This window comes from Gemmata obscuriglobus (assembly GCF_008065095.1).
Classification (GTDB): domain Bacteria; phylum Planctomycetota; class Planctomycetia; order Gemmatales; family Gemmataceae; genus Gemmata; species Gemmata obscuriglobus.
Genome location: NZ_CP042911.1, coordinates 736,272 through 751,881, shown reverse-complemented (window position 1 = coordinate 751,881; position 15,610 = coordinate 736,272). Strand labels below are relative to the sequence as shown.

Below are 15,610 nucleotides of genomic sequence, written 5' to 3'. Positions count from 1 at the left end.
CTCCGGAACCCTGGTTCGCGCTCACTCCCCCTCGCCCCCTGAGTACAACCGCAGCAGGAGGTGCTCCTGGCAGTACTGCTGCGCGTCCGTGACGAGCGACTCCTCCGCCCGCTGCACCGCGTGGACCAAATACATCAGCACGAGGCTCAGCACGAGGGCCACCAGCGTGCAGTCGAACGCGACCTTCAGTTGGTCCTTCGCCTGGCGCGTGAACTCCGCGATGTCGGTCGCTTCGGCGCCGAACGCGCCGCCCAGCCCGCGGACGGTGCCGACGAAACCGATCGCCGGGATCGCCCAGGCGAGGTAGTGGACCGTGGACATCCCGGTCACCATCCGCGACATTTCGACATCGGCCTGGTTCCGGACCACCTCCGCGACGTCGGTCGCGGACTTGCTCACGGCGAACTTCCCCAGCCCCAGCCGCACCAGGTTCGCCAGGACGAGCGGCCGGCCGGCGGTCACCTGCTCGAGCTTCCGACCGAGCGGGCGGGCGTCTTCGGGCAAGATGCGTGCCCCCTCTTCCGTGGGCAACAGGTCCAGGGCGAACGCCCGGCGCTGGGCCAGCACCTCGCGGAACCGGCTCTGGAGGATCAGTACGGCCCACGCCGCGCAAACGTAACACAGCACCTGCTCGAAGCCGAGGAACAGCTTCGCGAGCCGGTCCCGGGTCCACCGCGCCTCCAGTTCGGCCCGGGACTCCGGGCTGCCCATCAACTGCCACAGCGGCGCCACCACCACCGCCACGACCGCCAGCGCGATCAGGAGCAGGAGCCATTCCCGGGCCGGGCGGTGAGACGCGGGTATCGACATCAACCGTTTCCTCGTGCGTTCAGGATCCCACAAACCGGGCGCCGGGCAACCTCAGAGGCGTATTGTCCGGTTCCAACTGTCGGGCCGCAAGGAGTTGTGTACCGAACGGGTCGGTGTGGTAAGCTGGGCGCTCCGCGGAGCCGCCCCATCTTCCCATCCCGTGAGAACCAGTTGCCGTGCGCCACCTACTCGCCGTCACCGCCGCACTCTGCGGTTTCCAGACATTCGCCGCAGACGCGCCGAGATTTAAAACTCAAGAGATCGACACCGGACTGAAGATTGGGTACGCGGTCGTCACCGCCGACATTGATGGCGACAAAAGGCCCGACATCGTGGTGGTCGATCAGCACAAGGTCGTCTGGTATCAGAACCCCGGGAAGGCGGGCGCGGGCTGGAAGAAGTTCGTCATCCTCGACGGCAAGACGAAGCCGGACAACGTGTGTGTCGCCCCGATCGACATCGACGGCGACGGGCTCCCGGAACTGGTGGTCGGCGCGGCGTGGAAGCCGTTCGACACCGCAAACCCGGGACAACTCGTGTGGCTGAAACGCGGTGCAGACGCGACCAAAGAGTGGGCGATGTACGAACTCCCCTGCGAGGAGCCGACGGTCCACCGCGTGCGCTGCTTCGACATCGACGGCGACGGGAAGCCGGAAATCGTTCACGTGCCGCTGATGGGCCGTGGGTCGAGCGCGAAGGGCAACTGGACCGACGGCAAGCCGGTTCGCATCGTGGCGTTGAAGGTACCGGCAAAGGAGCCCGAGAAGAAGGAAAACTGGAAGACGCAGGTACTCTCGGAAGAACTGCACGTGTGCCACAACTTCGCCCTTCTCGGACATAGCGGCGCCGGGGGGCGCCCCATGACCGGCGTGCTGGTCACAAGCTACGACGGCGTCCATGTGCTCCGCGGGGGCGGGACCGGCTGGTCGGTGAACAAAATCGGTGAAGGCAACCAGGCCAACCCCAAGGGCAGCCGCGGTGCGAGCGAGATCAAACCGGGGCAAGTGAGTAAAGCCGCCCGGGTGATCGCAACCGTCGAGCCGTGGCACGGGAATCAGGTGGTGACGTACACCCCAACGCAAACGGGCGGAACCTGGCAACGCCACGTGATTGACGAGCAACTGCGCTGGGGGCACGCGGTGTGGTTCGCGGACCTCGACGGTGACGGCGCCGACGAACTCGTCATCGGGGTGCGCGACGACCCAAACCCGAAGCTGGGCGACACGTTCAAGGAGCGCCGCGGGGTGCGGGTTTACAAGTGCACCGACGGCAAAGGAGCCAAGTGGGACCGCACCATCATTGAAGACGGCGGCGTGGCGGTCGAAGACCTGACCGTGGCCGATCTCGATAGCGACAGCCGGCCCGACATCATCGCCGTTGGCCGTGTGACCGGGAACGCGCGCATTTACTGGAATCAGGGGAAGTGACGGCGCGGCGCGGTCGAGCCGCATCCGTTACAGTTCGACCGCGCCCCGGCCCTTGGCCGGCTCACATCACACCGCCGGCAGTTCGAACCCCTTGCGGTACTCGCGGCCGAGCAGCTTGTTCGCCTCTGACGAATCCGTCGTCTCGGTCGCGGCGTCGAACTTCAGCACCTTGCCCGTCCGGAACGCGATGTTCCCGAGATGACACAGCCGCGTGCTCTTGTGGCCCTCCTCCACCTCCGCGTTCGGCTTCGCGTCGCCGCGGACGGCGTCGATGAAGTTCTTCTGGTGTGCCTTCACCATGTCGGGGCCGTTCGGTTCCTTGATCTCCTCCCCGTCGCGCACGTGCCAGCCGCTCCCGTCGAACAGCAACGACCCCTTCTCGCCGTGCAGAATGATCCCGAACGACTGCTTCTCGGGACCGCTCTTCTCCCACACCCGGTGCTCCCACACCACCGTACACCCCGGGAAGTCGAACATGGCGGTCTGGGTGTCCGGCGTCTCCTGGTCGTCATCGAACACGTACTTCCCGCCCATTGAGGCGATTCGCGTGGGCGCGTCGAGCTGGAGCACGTTGCGGATCACGTCGAGGCCGTGGATGCCGTTGTTGCCGAGTTCGCCGGTGCCCGTTTCCCAGAACCAGTGCCAGTTGTAGTGGAACCGGTTCGCGTTGAACGCACGCTCCGGGGCCGGGCCGCGGAACAGGTCGTAATCGACGCCCTTCGGCGCCGGCCCGTCGGCCTTCTTGCCGATCGGCTTGCGGCTCCCGGCGATCCACGCCCGCGCGAACGCCACCTTCCCGAGCTTCCCGGACTTCACGAACTCCCGCGCCGCCGCGACGCTGGTCGAGCTGCGGCGCTGCGTGCCGGCCTGGATAACCACCTTGTACTTGCGGGCCGCTTGGACCATTCGCCGGCCTTCAATCAGGTTGTGCGACACCGGCTTCTCGACGTACACGTGCTTGCCCCGCTCCGCGGCCCAGACGGTCGCGAGCGCGTGCCAGTGGTCCGGGGCCGCCACCACCACGGCGGTCACGGACTTGTCGTCCAGCATCTTGCGGACGTCGGTTTCGATTTTGGGCAGCGACGCCGGGTTCTTGAGCACGTCCAGGGCGGGCTTCACCATCGCGGGGTCGGGGTCGATGACGTGCGAGATCTCGACCCCGGGCAGCGCCGCGAAGCCCGGGATGAGCTGCTTACCGCGGGTGCGGAGCCCCATCACTGCGAGCCGGATTTTGGCACTCGGGTTGTCGGCGGCGCGGGCGTAAGACGCGGCGGAGAGGGTGAGGGCGGATGTGGTGAGGAACTGGCGGCGGGTTGTCGGCACGGGCAGCGCTCCGAACGGGCGAACAACGTGGTGAATCGCGATGCGAAGCATGGTAACCTGTGCGGATTCGGGTTACCAAGTGTTTCAGTCCCGGGGACCCACTCCCGGGGCCGTTGGGGCCACGCGATGCGATTCCCTCTCTCGCTCCTCATCTGTGCCGCCCTCGCGCCGCCGCTCGGTGCCGAAGACCGCAAGGACGTTCTCGTCGCGGATTTCGAGGGCAGCACGTACGGCGCGGGCTGGAAAACCACCGGCACCGCGTTCGGCCCGGGGCCGGCCGCGGGCACCCTCCCGGGCCAAATGTCTGTCTCGGGCTTTCTCGGTAAGGGGCTGGTGAACAGCTTCCTCAACGGCGACGACAGCACCGGCACGCTCACCTCGCCGGAACTCACCATCGACCGCAAATACCTGAACTTCCTTGTGGGCGGCGGCAAGCACCCCGGGAAGACCTGCATCAATCTGCTGGTCGGCGGCAAAGTGGCACGCACCGCGACCGGGCCGAACGACCGGCCGGGCGGGAGCGAGCACCTCGACTGGCACTCGTGGGACGTGACCGAGTTCGCCGGCCAGAAGGCGGTCATCGAGATCGTCGACCAGCAGAAGGGCGGCTGGGGGCACATCAACGTCGATCACATCGTGCTCAGCGACACGAAGAAGCAGAACGAGCTGCTGACCGCCACGCTCGACCTCACGCAGCCGTACCTGCTCCTGCCGGTGAAGAACGGGGCGCCGGTTCGACGGGTCCGGTTCCTCGTGGGCGGTGCCGTGGTGCGCGAGTTCGACATCGAACTCGCCACCGACGGCAAAGGCGACTTCCGGGCCACGTCCGACGTGTCGGCGTTTAAGGGCAAGAAGCTCACCGTGGAAGCGCTGCTGCCGGCGGACGTGAAGCTCGCGGGGCTGGTCGACCAATCGCCCCGCTGGGCCGACGCGGACAAGATCTACAAGGAGATGCACCGGCCGCTGTTCCACTTCACCAGCCGCACGGGGTGGCTCAACGACCCGAACGGGCTGGTGTACGCCGACGGCGCGTGGCACCTGTTCTACCAGCACAACCCGTTCGGGCGCGAGTGGGGCAACATGCACTGGGGCCACGCGGTCAGCGCGGACCTGTTCCGCTGGAAGGAAGAGGGCATCGCGCTCTACCCCAGGAAGTACGGCGACTGGGCCTTCTCCGGGTCCGCGGTGGTGGACAAGGACAACACATCCGGGTGGGGCACAAAGGAGAAGCCGCCGCTGGTGCTGGCCTACACGAGCACCGGGCGCGGCGAGTGCATGGCGTCCAGCACCGACGGGGGCCGCACCTGGACCGAGTACGACAAGAACCCGGTGGTGAAGCACGCCGGCCGCGACCCCAAGCTCATCTGGCACGAGCCGACGAAGAACTGGGTCATGGCCGTTTACGACGAGGCCGAGAAGAAGCAGTGGATTGCGTTCTACACCTCGCCCGACCTGAAGGCGTGGACGTTCGCGAGCCGTATCGAGGGCTTCTTCGAGTGCCCGGACCTGTTCCAGCAGGTCGTGAGCGGCAAAGGCCCGCGCGACGCCCGGAGTCGGTGGGTGCTCTACGGCGCGGACGGAAAGTACCTGCTCGGCGACTTCGACGGCAAGCAGTTCAAACCAGACTTCAAGGAAAAGAAGCAACTGTGGTACGGCCGGTTCTACGCCGCTCAGACGTTCGACAGCGCGCCGGCGCGGAAAGGGAACTCGCCGCGTCGGGTCCAGATCGGCTGGGCACAGGGCGTGTCGTTCCCCGGTACGCCGTTTAACCAACAGATGACCGTACCGGTGGAACTCCGGCTGCTGACCACCCCGGACGGCCCGCGCCTGGCGGCGATGCCCGTTGACGAGTTGCGGTCGTTGCGAGAAACCGCCGAACCGGTCGCGCGGTTCAAGGACACGGACGCGAAAGAGCCGACCGTGCTGGCCGAGAACCTGGATGCGTTTGAAGTGATCTGCACCGCCAGCGCCGGCCGCCCGTTCGTGCTCGACCTCCGCGGAACGAAGCTCAGCTATGACCCGGACAAGAATGTCCTGACCTGCAACGGCGTGACGGCACCGGTCGACGCGCCGGCCGGCGCGTTCCTGCTTCATGTGCTCGTGGATCGCGGCTCCGTTGAGGTGTTCGCCGACAACGGGCGGGTCGCGATGTCGGTCGCCGCGATCCCGAACGAGAATAACCGCACGGTCGGGCTCGGCGGGCGCCTGGACAGCGGCGCCGTGTGGCGCCTGAAATCCGCGTGGGAGAAGTAACCATGTCGCTCGTCGTCCCGTGCCCCGGGTGCCCCGCGCAGCTCAGCGCGCCGGAGTCGGCCGCGGGCAAGCAGATCCGGTGCCCGAAGTGCAAGGCGGTCGCCACCGTCCCCGCCTTCCTGCCGGTCGAAGAGGTGCCAGTCGTGGAGGCGAAGGTCGCCGCGCCCGTGCCCAAGCCCAAGGTGCAGACCACCATCTCGTGCTGCGTCGTCTGCAACACGATGGTCGCCGTTCTCGCCAAGGTCAAGGTGGTCCACTGCCCCAAGTGCGGCTTCGCCAACCCGGTGCGCGGGTGGACCGACGACGGGGACGAGGACGAAGCCCCTCGCCGGCAAGTCGCGCGACGCAACGAGGGCGACGAAGACGACCGCCCCCGCAAGAAGAAGCGCCGCGCGGACGACGACGATTACGAGGACGACGACCGCCCGCGCCGGCGGAGGCGAAGAAGCGTATCGCGTGGGGGCGGAAGCGGGCGCGTTGTGGCGCTCGTGGTCGGCGGGCTGGTCCTGCTCGGTGGGCTCGCGCTCGGCGGCTACCTGCTAGTCGGCCCGGGCGGGGTGCTCGCCGCCCGCGCACCGGTGCCGCCCGGGTGGAAGCAGTACGACTACCCGCAGTCCGGGTTCCGCGCGGCGTTCCCGGGCGAGCCGACGGTGTTCGGCGCGAACGTGCCGGGCGGGTTCGGCGGGGGACCGCTCCCCGGCGGGGGCGAGATCCCGCAACTCGAGTCGATGTTCTCGTACAGGACCGGCGGGCTCGGGGCGTTCGGCGTGCGCGGCCAGAGCGGCACGCAGGTGATCGTTGAGGTTCACCGCTACCGCACCTCGATCCCGCGCGCGTCACGCGACCTGATGACGCGAACCGGCTACGGCCGGTTCACCGGCGGCAGTTCCAACCGCGTTCGGTGGCTCGGCAGCAGCGCTTTTGAAATGGTCATGGGCGGCACCCTGGTGCGAATGGTCGTGCTCGAAAAGGCGGTGATCGTCGTCCAGATCAGCGGACCGAACGGGGTCCGCGCCCGGCCGGAAGAAGAAAACGGGTTCTTCGACAACTTCGAGCTGACCCAGTAGCGCCGGCACCCGGGGCCGGCGCGAGCGTGCGGTTCCCTACCGCCCGTCACCCTGTTTGACCCACGCCTCGTCGAAGCGGGCGTGCTTCATGCTCTTGCCGTCGGCCACGAAGTAGCTGTACACGGCGTGAACGGCCCCGTCCTTCGACTGGATCACCGCCGGGTAGTGGTACTGCCCGGTTTCGTGCTTCTCCAGGTGCCGGGTCCACTTCCAGGTTTTCCCCTCGTCGTCCGAGAGCGACACTGCCAGCCGGCTGCGCCCCTTGACCGTGTCGTTGTACACGATCAGCCAGTTCCCGCTCGCGAGCCGCACCGCGTCGAGCCCGCTTCCCGGGTTGATGAGGTCGGTGCTGTAAACCGTTCCCCATGATTCGCCGCGGTCCTTCGACTCGCACGCGCGCACCTTCTTGAACACCCCGTTCTCGCGCATGTACGCGACGAGCGTGCCGTCCTTGCGCTCCAGCACCGCGGGCTGGATGCTGCCGAACCCCGCCAGCGGCTGCGACGCGGTCCAGGTCTTGCCGCCGTCGTCGGAGAGGGCCATGAGGCCCGCGTCGTAGGTGTCCGAGTACAGCGGCAGGAGCACGCGCCCGGTGCCCAGCACGACGGGTTTGCACCGCGGCTGCCAGCCGAGGCGCGACAGGAGCTTGTCGCCGACCTTCTTCTTCAGCGGCGCGGCGTCGGGCTCGAACGGCATCTTCGACGCCGCCGCGACCTGCTTCTTCCACGCCTCGAACTCGCGAAGCATCACCCCCTCGAAGTCCTTCGGCTTGAGGGGTATGGTGCCCTGCCACTCCCACTTCGGCGCGCCGCCCGTCTGGTAGTCGGACGACACGCGGTAGGAGGTGAGGCACGACTCCCACGAGTTCGCGAGGATCAGCGGCCAGAACAGCCACAGCTTGCCGTCCTTATCGACCCACATCGTCGTGTTGCAGTCCGGGAACCCGGGCGTGTCGGCCATTAAGAACGCGTCGCTCCACGTGTCGGCCCCGGCCTTCTTCCGGGCGCCGTAAACGGCCACGTCGTCGGCCGAGCGCTCGCCGCTGCCGCGGTACCACGACACCAACAGGTCGCCGTTCGGGCACTCAACGATCCCCGGCGCGTGGTTGTGCTGCTTGTGCAGCGGGAAGATCAGTTCGGCGGCGAAGGAGCCATCCTTCCCTTCCTTCTTGAGCGAAGGGGTGGGAGCCGCGTCCTTCACGAGCCCCGCTTCGCGCGTGCCCGTTCCGGTGCGTTTGGTGAGCGAGTCCCCCAACTCCATGCGCGCCTTCTCGGCCAGTTCGAGAAGCTGGGTCACGATTTTCGGGTTCGCGGCGGCGACATTCTGCGTCTCGCCGGGGTCTTGCGAAACGTGGTACAGCTCGGGCTTCTCGATCTTCACCTGCTTGTAGCGCCCGGGGGTGCCGTCCTTGCCCGCCGGTTGGCCCTGCATCGTGCGGTACGTGTGCGGCAGGACCAGCTTCCAGGCGCGGGTGCGGACGGCCTGGAGTTCGTTGGTCGCGTAGTAGTGGAAGTACGCCTCGTGGGCCATACTCGCGTCGGGCGCGCACCGGAGCAGCGGGAAGATGTCCCCGCCGTCGATCTTGCGTTCGGGGAGCTTCGCCCCGATCAGCTTCGCAACGGTCGGCAAGAGGTCGATCGTCATCGCCGGGACGTCGCAGGTGGCGCCGGCGGGGATCTTCTCCGGCCACCGTGCGATGAACGGCACCCGCGTGCCGCCCTCCCACGATGTCCCCTTCCCCTCGCGGAGCAAGCCCGCGGAGCCGGCATGGTTCCCGTAACTCAGCCACGGGCCGTTGTCGCTGGTAAAGACCACTAGCGTGTCTTGCGCCAACTTGTGCTCATCGAGAGCTTTGAGGATCTCGCCGACCGACCAGTCGATCTCCTGAATCACCTCGCCGTAAAGCCCCTGCTTGGACTTACCTTTGAATTGATCGCCGACGAACAGCGGGACGTGCGGCATCGTGTGCGCCACGTACAGGAAGAACGGCGTCGCCTTGTTCTCGGCGATGAACTTCACCGCGCGCTCGGTGTACTGCGCGGTCAGCTTGGACTGGTCGGCCGCGGTCACGTTGCCGTTGACGACCGTCTCGTTCTCGAACAGCGGGAGCGGCGGGTAAGTGCCCTTCTTGGCCTCGGGGTGCTCGGGCCACATGTCGTTCGAGTACGGCAGCCCGAAGTACGAGTCGAACCCGTGCCGCGTGGGCAGGAACTGCGGGCGGTGGCCGAGGTGCCATTTGCCGACCATCCCCGTGGCGTACCCCCGGCTCTTGCAGACCTCCGCGAGCGTGGTTTCGTCGGCGTGGAGGCCGTGCCGCGCGTTCGGCCCCAGCGCGCCGTGGATCCCGATCCGGTTGGCGTAGCACCCGGTTAGCAGCGACGCCCGCGACGCCGAGCACACCGCCTGCGAGACGTGGAAGTCGGTCAGCCGCACGCCCTGCTTGGCGAGCTTGTCGAGGTGCGGCGTGTCCGGGGCCGGCGCGCCCCCCGCGCCGGCGAAGCAGCCCACGTCGCCGTACCCCAGGTCGTCGGCGAAGATCAGCACCACGTTGGGCGTGCCCGCCGCGCGCGCGGCGGGCACGGTCCCGAACAAGAGTGCGGCGATAATAAGGGTACGGCGCATGGGGTCCCCTTTGGTGTTCAAGGGCGGACGGGCGAAGATATCCGCTTCTGCGATCTTCAGATAGTTATCATTGCGGAACCTGTTTTGTGTAGGTATTGTGTTGCTGGTTCGATGTCCCTTTTTCGATTCTTGGTTGTTCCTCTTCTCCCGAGGCCGCCATGCCCGCCCCCGTTTCTTCCCGCTCGCGGCGTGCGTTCACGCTGATCGAGCTGCTGGTGGTGATCGCGATCATCGCGATCCTGATCGGCCTGTTATTGCCCGCCGTGCAAAAGGTCCGCGAAGCGGCCGCACGCATGTCCTGCCAGAACAACCTCAAGCAGATGGGGTTGGCGATCCACAACTTCCACGACCAGCGCGGCCACCTGCCGTCCGGCGGCACGACCGACACGCCGCCCTACGGCACCGGTAACGGCTGGGGCAGCGCGTGGACGGTGTTCATCCTGCCCAACATGGAGCAGGACAACATGTTCAAGCAGTTCACCTTCACCGGCGGGTCCGGGTGGGGGGCCAGCGCCACCAACAACTGCACCGTGGCCAGCAACGCCCGGATCAAGAACTACCTGTGCCCGTCGTCCCCGATCGGGGACGTGACCCCGTCCCCGCACAACGGGAGCAACATCCAGAAGAACCACTACGTCGCCGTCACCGGTGCCGTGAACGGGCTGATCACGGGGTACACCGAGAGCCGGTTCTTCACCAACAGCGGCAGCGCCGGGTGCTGCTCCGGGGGCATCGCCTCGGGCGGCGGCGCGCTGGTTCCGGGGGTGGAGACCAAACTGGCACTCAACCAGATCGGCGACGGCACCAGCAACCAGATCCTGGTGAGCGAGCAGAACGACTTCCTGGTCACGGCGAACGGGTCCAAGGTGAGCTGGGGCACCGGACAGCTCCACGGGTGGATGATCGGCTGGCACACCAACCGCACGCCGGCCGGCGGCGGGAACATCGGCGACGCCCGCACCTTCCAGATGACCACCATCCGGTACCGCATCAACCAGAAGACCGGCTGGGTCGACCCGCCCGGGGACTGCGGCAACCAGGGCGTGTGTGACAACGTGGGGACCAACGTCCCGCTCAACTCGGCGCACACCGGCGGGGTCAACGCCCTGTACGGCGACGGGTCGGTGAAATTCCTCCGCGACAGCCTGCCGATCGCGACCCTGGCCCAACTCGCCACCCGCGACGACGGGATCCCGCTGGTTAACGATTAACCCGCTAACGTTCGCACACGCGGCCCGCCGGGTTCATCTCGGCGGGTTTTCTCTCTACGAGGTGCTATTGTGATCCGCTGCGCTTGCGCCTGCGCCCTCCTGCTCGCCGCTGCGGCGCTGGTCGGGTGCGACAAAAAGAGGACCGACGTGGCCCGCGCCCGGGTGTCCGGCAAGGTGACGCTCGACGGCAAGGCGGTCGAAACCGGCACGGTCACGTTCGACGCGGCGAACGGCGAACCGCCCGGCACCTGTACCCTGCTCGACGGCCGCTACGAGGGCATGGCCCCGGTCGGCAAGAACAAGGTGCGGCTCGCCGCGATGCGCAAGATCTCCATGAAGGAGAAGATGAAGATCGACGGCCCCGGGTACGACCAGACGGTCGAGGAGAACCTGCTCCCGGCCAAGTACAACGACGGGACCATCATCCGCGAGGTCGTCGGCGACGGACCGAACACCTTCGATTTCGACCTGAAATCGAAGTGACCGCGCGGCGACGCCTGTGCGCCACGGGGCACACGGGCGCCGCCCTTCCCTGTAAGACAGGCACGTCCCTTCCGTATCCCTCCCAACCGCTCGCACACCCTGCATTCGGAGGCCGACGTGTCACGCACCCTCACCTGCCTCGCTTTACTCTTTGTTTGTGCGCCCGTTCGGGCCGACGACTGGCCCCAGTGGATGGGGCCGAACCGGGACGACGTGTGGGCCGAAACCGGCATCGTGAAGAAGTTCCCCGCGGCCGGCTTGAAGCCGACGTGGACGGCGGCGATCGGGGCCGGCTACAGCGGCCCGGCGGTCGCGGGCGGCCGGGTGTACGTGCTCGACCGCTTGCTCGCGAAAGGCGCGGCGAACCCCGAAGACCCGTTCGACACCAAGCAGAAGGTGAACAGCACCGAGCGGGTGCTGTGCCTCGACGCGAAGGACGGCAAGGAGTTGTGGAAGCACGGGTACGAGTGCCCCTACCAGATCAGCTACCCGGCCGGGCCGCGCTGCACCCCCACCGTCAGCGGCGGCAAGGTCTACTCCCTGGGCGCGATGGGCGACCTCTTCTGCCTCGACGCCGCTACCGGAAAAGTGGTCTGGTCGAAAAACTTCGTGAAGGACTACAGCGCGAAGGTGCCCGTGTGGGGCTTCTGCGGGCACCCGCTCGTGTACAAGAACGCGCTGATCTGCCTCGCCGGGGGCGACAAGGCCACTGCGATTGCCTTCGACAAGGAGACCGGCAAGGAACTGTGGAAGGCCCTTGAGGCGCGCGAGCCCGGGTACTGCCCGCCCACGCTCATCCACGCGGGCGGGACCGACCAAGTGCTGATCTGGCACGCGCAGGCCCTCAACAGCCTCGACCCGCTCACCGGCAAGGTGTACTGGAAGGTGGACCTGGAGCCGATGTACGGGATGTCGATCATGGCGCCGCGGCAGAGCGGGGACCTGCTGTTCGCCGGCGGGATCGGCGCGTGTGCCGTTCTCAAGCTCGACCGCGACAAGCCCGGCGCGTCGGTGGTGTGGAACGAGGCGGTGGACAAAGCGGGCGCGAAGGCGAAGCCGCGCGGGCTGTACCCCGTTAACATGACGCCCCTCATTGAGGGCGGCACCATCTACGGCGTGGACCAGCCCGGCATGCTGCGCGCGGTCGAACTGGGGACGGGCAAGAAGCTGTGGTTCACGCACAAGCCGGTGATCGGCAAGGAAGAGGAAGAGGGGTTCAAGGGCAGCGGGTCGGGGACCGCGTTCGTGGTGAAGAACGGGGACCGGCACGTCCTCTTTTCCGAGACCGGCGACCTGATCATCGCGCGGCTCTCGCCGAAGGGGTACGAGGAACTCAGCCGCACCCACCTGCTCGACCCGACCGGCGCCGCGTTCGGGCGCAAGGTGCTGTGGACGCACCCGGCGTTCGCGAACAAGAGCGTCTACATCCGCAACGACAAGGAACTCGTGTGCTTCTCGCTCGCGGAGTAAGGTAGGGTTAGAAGCTCGCCCCAAAGGCACAAGTGGACGGGCCGGCCACAAACGCGTTGTGGCCGGCCCGTCCGCTTGCGCCCTACTCGAACAGTTCCGCACCGGCGGCGAGGCGGTTCGGGACCAGCGGGCGGTCCTGCCAGTGCCCGTCGGCGGTGACCAGTTGCGTGAACTCGGAGCGAACGAACTTGTACCGCTCCGTCACAACGCCGTTCTCTTCGACCTTCACGTACAACCCTTCCATCACGCCCGTCAGGTCGGTCTGGCGCACCGCGCGCTCGACGTCCCAGCCCAGCTTCGCCACGTCCGCCCGGAACTGCCCCGGGGCGCTCTCCGTAACGAAGTGTGACGGCCCCACCAGCGCCCGAAGGAGCTCCTCGCCGGGGAACTCGCCCGCGAACAGCACCTTCACCGGCTTCACTGGGAGGTCCGCCAGCAGTTCCGCGCGCCGCGGCGTGTCGAGGAACTCCCCGGTCGCGGTGTCGAGGATGTCGAACTCCATGAAAAAGTGCGGGAGCGCGTCGTAGTAGACGGTGTGCTTGGCGTACAGCCACTCGCCGTACATGACGTACCGGTCCGCGAGCCGGTCGAGCAACCGGTCGGACATCGCGCCGGCCCACTGCTTCAGCAGGTCGAACTGGCGCTCGCGCGGCCCGCCCGTCAGGTAGTGTCCCCGGCTCTGGAGCCGCAGCTCGAGTTCCGGCGAGAAGCTGACGCCGCAGTTCGCGCCGTCCATCTTCTCCTCAAGGACAACGTACCTGCCCTTCAACTCGGACATGGGCACCGCGTCCAGGTCTTCGTCGCCGGGTTGCAACCGCGAGCCGATCAGGTGCCGGGTACGGGGGTACTTGCGGATCGCGTTCATGGGCGGCACTCGGCGCGGCGGAGGCCCGCCGGTTGCATTCGGCGCAAAGGCCCCGCGGCCTCTCGCCGCGCCGCCCACCGAACTCATACCGGGACACGCGTTCCGACGGAAAGGTTCATGCGTCTTCAGCGCAGGAACCGATCATTTACCTGAACACGCGATCACAAAATGTGCCACAACTGACATTGCGCCCGACGGGCGTGCAGGGCACATTACCGCGGTGGTTTTAAACAAGGGGGGTAAGCGATGTCCGAAATGAAGGGGCTCATTCCGCACCTCGTGGTCAAGGGTGGGGCGAAGGCGATCGAGTACTACACCGCCGCGCTCGGGGCGGTTGAACTCTCGCGCATGCCCGCCGATGACGACCGGTTGATGCACGCGGCGCTGAAGATTGGCGATGCCACGCTGTTCCTGTGCGACGACTTCCCCGAGTACTGCGGGGGCGTCTCTCGCACCCCGTCCGGGCCGTCCCCGGTGACGCTGCACCTGTGCGTGCCGGACTGCGACGCCGCCATCGCGCAAGCGGCTGGCGCCGGCGCGACGGCCACCATGCCGGCCGAAGACATGTTCTGGGGCGACCGATACGGGCAGGTAGTGGACCCGTTCGGGCACACGTGGTCGTTCAGCACCCCGCTCAGCGCCGAGCGCAAGGCCGCGGCCGAGAAGAAGTGGGCCGCCGAAAACCCATTCGCGCAGAAAAAGTCGGCTTGAGTGATGGGCCGACCCGAGCGAGGTGTTTCACCTCGCTCGGGTCGGCCCATCACCGCTCGTTAGATGAACATGATCTTGGTCACGTCGCCGTCGGCGGCGCTGAAGTCGAGCACCAGTTCGTCGAACAGCGGGACCGGCGCCGTGGACTTGTTTAACTGGCGCCGCACGAAGGTGTCGGCGCCGGTCCCGCCGATCAGCACGTCCTGCGCGCCGTCCTTGCCGCCGTCGTCGAGCGTGTCGTTTCCGGCGCCGCCGTCGAGCGTGTCGGTGCCCTTCCTGCCGCTCAGCGTGTCGTTCCCGTCGCCGCCGACGAGCACGTCGTTCTTCGACCCGCCGCTCAGCGTGTCGTTGCCCGCGCCGCCGAAGATTTGGAGCGTCACGTTTGCCGCCGACCCGTCGAGCTTGTCGTCCCCGTCGCCGCCGTCCATGACCACGCTCTTCACGCCGGTGCCGGCGAGGGCGGTCACGGTGATCGTGTCGTTCCCGCCGCCGGTCTGCATCACGACGGTTTCGGTCGTGGTGATGTTGATGAAGAACGGCACCAGGTTCGTCCGCTGGAACTTAACCCCGCCGGTCGCGGGGTCGGCGTCGAGGCGGAAGCTGTCGCCGTTGCCCGTGTCGTTCGGGTCGGGCGTCGTCAGGTCCGGGATCGCCGTCGTGTTCCCGACCACGACGGCGGTGTCGTTGCCGCCGCCGCCGTCGAACGCGTCGATCAGCGTGCCCGGGAGCCAGCGGAACGTGTCGTTGCCGCTCTCCCCGTACATCGTGTCGTTGCCGAACCCGCTGTCGAGGAAGTCGTCGCCAGAACCGCCGTACATCGTGGAGTTGCCGACGATGTTCGGCAGCGGCTGTCCCTGTGCCGGCAACCCGCCGACGAACCCGCCCGCGAGTACGCGGATGGTGTCGTTACCGGCACCGCCGTAGAGCACGCTGTTCGCCGCGAACGCGAGCTTCCCATTAGCGTCCAACACGTTGATCGAGTTCTGGATCACGATGGAGTCGTTGCCCCCCTTCGCGTCCACAATGACGGTCTGAAGGTTCGCCTTGTTCGGGGCGCCGAACGTGCTGCGGATGGTGACCGCCGCGCCGTTGTTCGTCACCTGCAAAGTGCCGTTGGCGTCCGCGGCGACAACGATGTCGTTCGCGGCGCTGTCGCCGGTGACGGTGAGTATGCCGGTGTTGAACGACGCGAGAACGGCGGGCACCTCACGTTGTTCGAGCGCGTCGAGCTTCGGGAGGAACGCGGCGTGGGTGCGGTCGGTCGTGGACATAGTGTTGCCTCCGGCGCGCAGGGTAATGCGCGCACGAGTGGAGCGAACGCGGGCAGTGGCCGCGAGCGCCGGGCCATGGATAAAGGGGGCGAAACGG

Annotated in this window: 12 protein-coding genes; 7 read left to right on the top strand and 5 right to left on the bottom strand. The window is 67.2% G+C overall.

The window, feature by feature from the left end:
* Positions 1 to 21: 21 nt before the first annotated feature.
* Positions 22 to 810 carry a MotA/TolQ/ExbB proton channel family protein gene (locus GobsT_RS03215; RefSeq protein ID WP_010040154.1) on the bottom strand — a complete coding sequence of 263 codons (789 nt, stop codon included), beginning with the start codon at positions 808 to 810 and terminating at the stop codon, positions 22 to 24.
* 176 nt (positions 811 to 986) lie between these two features.
* On the opposite strand from GobsT_RS03215, the gene GobsT_RS03210 reads away from it, so the two are divergent.
* Entirely contained in the window at positions 987 to 2,237 is a 1,251-nt protein-coding gene (locus GobsT_RS03210) for an FG-GAP repeat domain-containing protein (protein ID WP_010040155.1), read from the top strand.
* 66 nt (positions 2,238 to 2,303) lie between these two features.
* Here GobsT_RS03210 and GobsT_RS03205 read toward each other — a convergent pair whose 3' ends face one another.
* Complete coding sequence (locus GobsT_RS03205) at positions 2,304 to 3,560, bottom strand: Gfo/Idh/MocA family protein (RefSeq protein ID WP_033198335.1); 1,257 nt, start codon at positions 3,558 to 3,560, stop codon at positions 2,304 to 2,306.
* Between the two features lie 126 nt (positions 3,561 to 3,686).
* On the opposite strand from GobsT_RS03205, the gene GobsT_RS03200 reads away from it, so the two are divergent.
* Together GobsT_RS03200 and GobsT_RS03195 are read left to right on the top strand one after the other, a co-directional pair.
* The gene (locus tag GobsT_RS03200) at positions 3,687 to 5,813 is read left to right on the top strand and encodes a glycoside hydrolase family 32 protein (RefSeq protein WP_010040158.1); all 2,127 of its coding nucleotides are present in this window, start codon (positions 3,687 to 3,689) and stop codon (positions 5,811 to 5,813) included.
* Positions 5,814 to 5,815: 2 nt separating this feature from the next.
* Positions 5,816 to 6,880, top strand: coding sequence for a hypothetical protein (locus GobsT_RS03195; protein ID WP_010040160.1), 1,065 nt, complete (start codon positions 5,816 to 5,818; stop codon positions 6,878 to 6,880).
* A gap of 36 nt (positions 6,881 to 6,916) precedes the next feature.
* Here GobsT_RS03195 and GobsT_RS03190 read toward each other — a convergent pair whose 3' ends face one another.
* The gene (locus GobsT_RS03190; RefSeq protein WP_010040162.1) at positions 6,917 to 9,502 is read right to left on the bottom strand and encodes a sulfatase-like hydrolase/transferase; all 2,586 of its coding nucleotides are present in this window, start codon (positions 9,500 to 9,502) and stop codon (positions 6,917 to 6,919) included.
* Between the two features lie 158 nt (positions 9,503 to 9,660).
* Between GobsT_RS03190 and GobsT_RS03185 the strand changes: the two genes are divergently transcribed.
* From GobsT_RS03185 to GobsT_RS03175, 3 genes are all read left to right on the top strand, one after another.
* A complete protein-coding gene (locus GobsT_RS03185; RefSeq protein ID WP_010040164.1) occupies positions 9,661 to 10,713 on the top strand; it encodes a DUF1559 domain-containing protein in 1,053 nt (350 codons plus the stop codon).
* Between the two features lie 69 nt (positions 10,714 to 10,782).
* The gene (locus tag GobsT_RS03180) at positions 10,783 to 11,196 is read left to right on the top strand and encodes a hypothetical protein (RefSeq protein WP_010040166.1); all 414 of its coding nucleotides are present in this window, start codon (positions 10,783 to 10,785) and stop codon (positions 11,194 to 11,196) included.
* 117 nt (positions 11,197 to 11,313) lie between these two features.
* Positions 11,314 to 12,666, top strand: a complete 1,353-nt coding sequence (locus tag GobsT_RS03175; RefSeq protein ID WP_029600897.1) for a PQQ-binding-like beta-propeller repeat protein — start codon at positions 11,314 to 11,316, stop codon at positions 12,664 to 12,666.
* Between the two features lie 82 nt (positions 12,667 to 12,748).
* Here the strand turns inward: GobsT_RS03175 and GobsT_RS03170 are convergent, their stop codons facing one another.
* Positions 12,749 to 13,531, bottom strand: a complete 783-nt coding sequence (locus GobsT_RS03170) for an RNA ligase family protein (protein WP_109571334.1) — start codon at positions 13,529 to 13,531, stop codon at positions 12,749 to 12,751.
* Between the two features lie 246 nt (positions 13,532 to 13,777).
* Here GobsT_RS03170 and GobsT_RS03165 point away from each other — a divergent pair, with 246 nt between their 5' ends.
* Positions 13,778 to 14,242, top strand: coding sequence for a VOC family protein (locus tag GobsT_RS03165; RefSeq protein ID WP_010052117.1), 465 nt, complete (start codon positions 13,778 to 13,780; stop codon positions 14,240 to 14,242).
* 59 nt (positions 14,243 to 14,301) lie between these two features.
* On the opposite strand, the gene GobsT_RS03160 is transcribed toward GobsT_RS03165, so the two are convergent.
* Positions 14,302 to 15,513 (bottom strand): calcium-binding protein, encoded by a 1,212-nt coding sequence (locus tag GobsT_RS03160; protein WP_010052119.1) that lies wholly within the window; start codon positions 15,511 to 15,513, stop codon positions 14,302 to 14,304.
* Positions 15,514 to 15,610: the final 97 nt, after the last annotated feature.

What these genes read in the sequence shown, in the direction of transcription:
- GobsT_RS03165 (WP_010052117.1), top strand. Translation starts at nt 13,778, where the DNA reads ATGTCCGAAATGAAGGGGCTCATTCCGCACCTCGTGGTCAAGGGTGGG.
- GobsT_RS03185 (WP_010040164.1), top strand. Translation starts at nt 9,661, where the DNA reads ATGCCCGCCCCCGTTTCTTCCCGCTCGCGGCGTGCGTTCACGCTGATC.
- GobsT_RS03170 (WP_109571334.1), bottom strand. Translation starts at nt 13,531, where the DNA reads ATGAACGCGATCCGCAAGTACCCCCGTACCCGGCACCTGATCGGCTCG.
- GobsT_RS03200 (WP_010040158.1), top strand. Translation starts at nt 3,687, where the DNA reads ATGCGATTCCCTCTCTCGCTCCTCATCTGTGCCGCCCTCGCGCCGCCG.
- GobsT_RS03160 (WP_010052119.1), bottom strand. Translation starts at nt 15,513, where the DNA reads ATGTCCACGACCGACCGCACCCACGCCGCGTTCCTCCCGAAGCTCGAC.
- GobsT_RS03195 (WP_010040160.1), top strand. Translation starts at nt 5,816, where the DNA reads ATGTCGCTCGTCGTCCCGTGCCCCGGGTGCCCCGCGCAGCTCAGCGCG.
- GobsT_RS03215 (WP_010040154.1), bottom strand. Translation starts at nt 810, where the DNA reads ATGTCGATACCCGCGTCTCACCGCCCGGCCCGGGAATGGCTCCTGCTC.
- GobsT_RS03190 (WP_010040162.1), bottom strand. Translation starts at nt 9,502, where the DNA reads ATGCGCCGTACCCTTATTATCGCCGCACTCTTGTTCGGGACCGTGCCC.